The organism is Neisseria sp. 27098_8_139 (genome assembly GCF_041433195.1).
GTDB lineage: Bacteria > Pseudomonadota > Gammaproteobacteria > Burkholderiales > Neisseriaceae > Neisseria > Neisseria subflava.
Map to the genome: position 1 here is coordinate 1 of NZ_JAPWBA010000026.1, position 6,179 is coordinate 6,179.

General features: G+C 50.0%; 1 protein-coding gene, 2 tRNA genes and 3 rRNA genes. All 6 read left to right on the plus strand.

The window, feature by feature from the left end; genetic code table 11:
* Nucleotides 1-261: 261 nt before the first annotated feature.
* The 6 genes from O3660_RS11385 (at nucleotide 262) to O3660_RS11410 (ending at nucleotide 6,110) form a co-directional block, all read left to right on the plus strand.
* A 16S ribosomal RNA gene (locus tag O3660_RS11385) occupies nucleotides 262-1,802 on the plus strand.
* Between the two features lie 105 nt (nucleotides 1,803-1,907).
* A tRNA-Ile gene (locus O3660_RS11390) sits at nucleotides 1,908-1,984 on the plus strand.
* A gap of 5 nt (nucleotides 1,985-1,989) precedes the next feature.
* A tRNA-Ala gene (locus O3660_RS11395) sits at nucleotides 1,990-2,065 on the plus strand.
* A 348-nt stretch (nucleotides 2,066-2,413) separates the two neighbouring features.
* Nucleotides 2,414-5,305, plus strand: a 23S ribosomal RNA gene (locus O3660_RS11400).
* Nucleotides 5,306-5,400: 95 nt separating this feature from the next.
* Nucleotides 5,401-5,514 (plus strand): 5S ribosomal RNA (gene rrf / locus O3660_RS11405).
* The 16S, 23S and 5S rRNA genes sit together here with 2 tRNA genes alongside, the layout of an rRNA operon.
* A 308-nt stretch (nucleotides 5,515-5,822) precedes the next feature.
* On the plus strand, nucleotides 5,823-6,110 hold the full coding sequence (locus tag O3660_RS11410) for a helix-hairpin-helix domain-containing protein (RefSeq protein ID WP_036472233.1): 288 nt from the start codon (nucleotides 5,823-5,825) through the stop codon (nucleotides 6,108-6,110).
* The last annotated feature ends 69 nt before the right edge of the window (nucleotides 6,111-6,179 follow it).

Here is a 6,179-nt window from a genome sequence, read left to right on the forward strand (position 1 = left end):
AGGCGTATAGTTCGGTTCTTCGCTGCTGACGCGGTGAAGAAAACGAAGCAGACAGTATAACACAGTTAGTTAAAATTTTCGATAATTTTAGTTGACATTTGCTAAATGTACTGTATAATTCGATTCGCTCTTTAAAAAACAGATTACCGATAAGTGTGAGTGCATTGGGCCTCACACTGTTTGAAAGACAGACAAGATGATGTTTTAGACATTGTCCTGTCGGTTTCTTTGAAGCAGACCAGAAGTTATAAGTTAGAGATTGAACATAAGAGTTTGATCCTGGCTCAGATTGAACGCTGGCGGCATGCTTTACACATGCAAGTCGGACGGCAGCACAGAGAAGCTTGCTTCTTGGGTGGCGAGTGGCGAACGGGTGAGTAATATATCGGAACGTACCGAGTAATGGGGGATAACTAATCGAAAGATTAGCTAATACCGCATATTCTCTGAGGAGGAAAGCAGGGGACCTTCGGGCCTTGCGTTATTCGAGCGGCCGATATCTGATTAGCTAGTTGGTGGGGTAAAGGCCTACCAAGGCGACGATCAGTAGCGGGTCTGAGAGGATGATCCGCCACACTGGGACTGAGACACGGCCCAGACTCCTACGGGAGGCAGCAGTGGGGAATTTTGGACAATGGGCGCAAGCCTGATCCAGCCATGCCGCGTGTCTGAAGAAGGCCTTCGGGTTGTAAAGGACTTTTGTCAGGGAAGAAAAGGACAGGGTTAATACCCCTGTTTGATGACGGTACCTGAAGAATAAGCACCGGCTAACTACGTGCCAGCAGCCGCGGTAATACGTAGGGTGCGAGCGTTAATCGGAATTACTGGGCGTAAAGCGAGCGCAGACGGTTACTTAAGCAGGATGTGAAATCCCCGGGCTCAACCTGGGAACTGCGTTCTGAACTGGGTGACTAGAGTGTGTCAGAGGGAGGTAGAATTCCACGTGTAGCAGTGAAATGCGTAGAGATGTGGAGGAATACCGATGGCGAAGGCAGCCTCCTGGGATAACACTGACGTTCATGCTCGAAAGCGTGGGTAGCAAACAGGATTAGATACCCTGGTAGTCCACGCCCTAAACGATGTCAATTAGCTGTTGGGCAACTTGATTGCTTAGTAGCGTAGCTAACGCGTGAAATTGACCGCCTGGGGAGTACGGTCGCAAGATTAAAACTCAAAGGAATTGACGGGGACCCGCACAAGCGGTGGATGATGTGGATTAATTCGATGCAACGCGAAGAACCTTACCTGGTCTTGACATGTACGGAATCCTCCAGAGACGGAGGAGTGCCTTCGGGAGCCGTAACACAGGTGCTGCATGGCTGTCGTCAGCTCGTGTCGTGAGATGTTGGGTTAAGTCCCGCAACGAGCGCAACCCTTGTCATTAGTTGCCATCATTTAGTTGGGCACTCTAATGAGACTGCCGGTGACAAGCCGGAGGAAGGTGGGGATGACGTCAAGTCCTCATGGCCCTTATGACCAGGGCTTCACACGTCATACAATGGTCGGTACAGAGGGTAGCCAAGCCGCGAGGTGGAGCCAATCTCACAAAACCGATCGTAGTCCGGATTGCACTCTGCAACTCGAGTGCATGAAGTCGGAATCGCTAGTAATCGCAGGTCAGCATACTGCGGTGAATACGTTCCCGGGTCTTGTACACACCGCCCGTCACACCATGGGAGTGGGGGATACCAGAAGTAGGTAGGGTAACCGCAAGGAGCCCGCTTACCACGGTATGCTTCATGACTGGGGTGAAGTCGTAACAAGGTAGCCGTAGGGGAACCTGCGGCTGGATCACCTCCTTTCTAGAGAAAGAAGAGGTCTGATGCATTCACACTTATCGGTAAACTGTAAAAGATGCGGAAGAGAAAAGCTTGAGTGAAGACAAGATTCGCTTAAGAAGAGAATCCGGGTTTGTAGCTCAGCTGGTTAGAGCACACGCTTGATAAGCGTGGGGTCGGAGGTTCAAGTCCTCCCAGACCCACCAAGAACGGGGGCATAGCTCAGTTGGTAGAGCACCTGCTTTGCAAGCAGGGGGTCATCGGTTCGATCCCGTTTGCCTCCACCAAGAACTTTACAAATCAAAGGAAGCCTGCTATACTTAGCAGCTTATTTTGATTTGCGAAGTGGAATATCGACGCATCGATCTTTAACAAATTGGAAAGCCGAAATCAACAAACAAAGACAATGAGTTTGTTTTGATTTTTTGTTCTTTGCAAAGGATAAAAAATCTCTCGCAAGAGAAAAGAAAACAAACACAGTATTTGGGTGATGATTGTATCGACTTAATCCTGAAACACAAAAGGCAGGATTAAGACACAACAAAGCAGTAAGCTTTATCAAAGTAGGAATTTCAAGTTTGCTTCCCTAGTCAACGGGTAGGCAAACGAAGTCAAAGAGGTTCTTGAAATGATAGAGTCAAGTGAATAAGTGCATCAGGTGGATGCCTTGGCGATGATAGGCGACGAAGGACGTGTAAGCCTGCGAAAAGCGCGGGGGAGCTGGCAATAAAGCTATGATCCCGCGATGTCCGAATGGGGAAACCCACTGCATTCTGTGCAGTATCCTAAGTTGAATACATAGACTTAGAGAAGCGAACCCGGAGAACTGAACCATCTAAGTACCCGGAGGAAAAGAAATCAACCGAGATTCCGCAAGTAGTGGCGAGCGAACGCGGAGGAGCCTGTACGTAATAACTGTCGAGATAGAAGAACAAGCTGGGAAGCTTGACCATAGTGGGTGATAGTCCCGTATTCGAAATCTCAACAGTGGTACTAAGCGTACGAAAAGTAGGGCGGGACACGTGAAATCCTGTCTGAATATGGGGGGACCATCCTCCAAGGCTAAATACTCATCATCGACCGATAGTGAACCAGTACCGTGAGGGAAAGGCGAAAAGAACCCCGGGAGGGGAGTGAAATAGAACCTGAAACCTGATGCATACAAACAGTGGGAGCACCCTTGTGGTGTGACTGCGTACCTTTTGTATAATGGGTCAACGACTTACATTCAGTAGCGAGCTTAACCGAATAGGGGAGGCGTAGGGAAACCGAGTCTTAATAGGGCGAACAGTTGCTGGGTGTAGACCCGAAACCGAGTGATCTATCCATGGCCAGGTTGAAGGTGCCGTAACAGGTACTGGAGGACCGAACCCACGCATGTTGCAAAATGCGGGGATGAGCTGTGGATAGGGGTGAAAGGCTAAACAAACTCGGAGATAGCTGGTTCTCCCCGAAAACTATTTAGGTAGTGCCTCGAGCAAGACACTGATGGGGGTAAAGCACTGTTATGGCTAGGGGGTTATTGCAACTTACCAACCCATGGCAAACTAAGAATACCATCAAGTGGTTCCTCGGGAGACAGACAGCGGGTGCTAACGTCCGTTGTCAAGAGGGAAACAACCCAGACCGCCAGCTAAGGTCCCAAATGATAGATTAAGTGGTAAACGAAGTGGGAAGGCCCAGACAGCCAGGATGTTGGCTTAGAAGCAGCCATCATTTAAAGAAAGCGTAATAGCTCACTGGTCGAGTCGTCCTGCGCGGAAGATGTAACGGGGCTCAAATCTATAACCGAAGCTGCGGATGCCAGTTTACTGGCATGGTAGGGGAGCGTTCTGTAGGCCGATGAAGGTGCATTGTAAAGTGTGCTGGAGGTATCAGAAGTGCGAATGTTGACATGAGTAGCGATAAAGCGGGTGAAAAGCCCGCTCGCCGAAAGCCCAAGGTTTCCTACGCAACGTTCATCGGCGTAGGGTGAGTCGGCCCCTAAGGCGAGGCAGAAATGCGTAGTCGATGGGAAACAGGTTAATATTCCTGTACTTGATTCAAATGCGATGTGGGGACGGAGAAGGTTAGGTTAGCAAGCTGTTGGAATAGCTTGTTTAAGCCGGTAGGTGGAAGACTTAGGCAAATCCGGGTCTTCTTAACACCGAGAAGTGATGACGAGTGTCTACGGACATGAAGTAACCGATACCACGCTTCCAGGAAAAGCCACTAAGCTTCAGTTTGAATCAAACCGTACCGCAAACCGACACAGGTGGGCAGGATGAGAATTCTAAGGCGCTTGAGAGAACTCAGGAGAAGGAACTCGGCAAATTGATACCGTAACTTCGGGAGAAGGTATGCCCTCTAAGGTTAAGGACTTGCTCCGTAAGCCCTGGAGGGTCGCAGAGAATAGGTGGCTGCGACTGTTTATTAAAAACACAGCACTCTGCTAACACGAAAGTGGACGTATAGGGTGTGACGCCTGCCCGGTGCTGGAAGGTTAATTGAAGATGTGCAAGCATCGGATCGAAGCCCCAGTAAACGGCGGCCGTAACTATAACGGTCCTAAGGTAGCGAAATTCCTTGTCGGGTAAGTTCCGACCCGCACGAATGGCGTAACGATGGCCACACTGTCTCCTCCTGAGACTCAGCGAAGTTGAAGTGGTTGTGAAGATGCAATCTACCCGCTGCTAGACGGAAAGACCCCGTGAACCTTTACTGTAGCTTTGCATTGGACTTTGAAGTCACTTGTGTAGGATAGGTGGGAGGCTTTGAAGCAGAGACGCCAGTCTCTGTGGAGCCGTCCTTGAAATACCACCCTGGTGTCTTTGAGGTTCTAACCCAGACCCGTAATCCGGGTCGGGGACCGTGCATGGTAGGCAGTTTGACTGGGGCGGTCTCCTCCCAAAGAGTAACGGAGGAGTTCGAAGGTTACCTAGGTCCGGTCGGAAATCGGACTGATAGTGCAATGGCAAAAGGTAGCTTAACTGCGAGACCGACAAGTCGAGCAGGTGCGAAAGCAGGACATAGTGATCCGGTGGTTCTGTATGGAAGGGCCATCGCTCAACGGATAAAAGGTACTCCGGGGATAACAGGCTGATTCCGCCCAAGAGTTCATATCGACGGCGGAGTTTGGCACCTCGATGTCGGCTCATCACATCCTGGGGCTGTAGTCGGTCCCAAGGGTATGGCTGTTCGCCATTTAAAGTGGTACGTGAGCTGGGTTTAAAACGTCGTGAGACAGTTTGGTCCCTATCTGCAGTGGGCGTTGGAAGTTTGACGGGGGCTGCTCCTAGTACGAGAGGACCGGAGTGGACGAACCTCTGGTGTACCGGTTGTAACGCCAGTTGCATAGCCGGGTAGCTAAGTTCGGAAGAGATAAGCGCTGAAAGCATCTAAGCGCGAAACTCGCCTGAAGATGAGACTTCCCTTGTGGTTTAACCACACTAAAGAGTCGTTCGAGACCAGGACGTTGATAGGTGGGGTGTGGAAGCGCGGTAACGCGTGAAGCTAACCCATACTAATTGCTCGTGAGGCTTGACTCTATCATTTGAAGAACTTCAAATGATAAAAGCTTACTGACTGATTCAGTCATCACTAAATAATTGATTAAGGCTTTACCGATTTGTAACAGTTTAAGTTTGGCGGCCATAGCGAGTTGGTCCCACGCCTTCCCATCCCGAACAGGACCGTGAAACGACTCAGCGCCGATGATAGTGTGGTTCTTCCATGTGAAAGTAGGTCACCGCCAAACACCCATTCTGAAGCCCCCGACTGATGTCGGGGGCTTTTTACATGCCTGTCGTTTCTGTCGGTTTGGTGGGAGGTAACAGGTATTGTATGATTACCCTGTTGTTATTCTTGAACAAAAGTACCGGAAGTTACGGTTAACTGTTTAGAATATTTGAAATCAAACGATATTTGCGTTAATATGGCGTAAGCATTTATGTGGGTATGGGCTGTTGCCCTATCTGCGTATGTGACAGTGTTTACCGCTTGGAATAAAACCATTCTGTAGACTTCCTGACTGATTCAATCAAACACGTTATGGGAAAAAATCTGATGAAGAAATTTTTATTTGGTGCATTTGCCGCCGTCTGTGCGGCGTTCTCTTTGGCTGCCGTGAACATCAATACCGCGTCTTCTGCCGAACTGGAGGCCTTGCCGGGTATCGGTCCGGCTAAGGCGAAATCGATTGTGGAATACCGTCAGAAGAACGGTGCGTTCAAATCGGTGGAGGAGCTGAAAAACGTGAAGGGCATCGGTGATGCGGTGCTGAACAAGTTGAAGGCGGAGGCGACGGTTTCTTCTGCCGCGCCTAAGGCCGCCCAGCCTGCCGTGAAAAAATAAGCCTGACGGTTAACTGCCGTATACGCCGCCCCGAGGCCGAACCGCTTGCGGTTCGGGTTGACGGGCGGC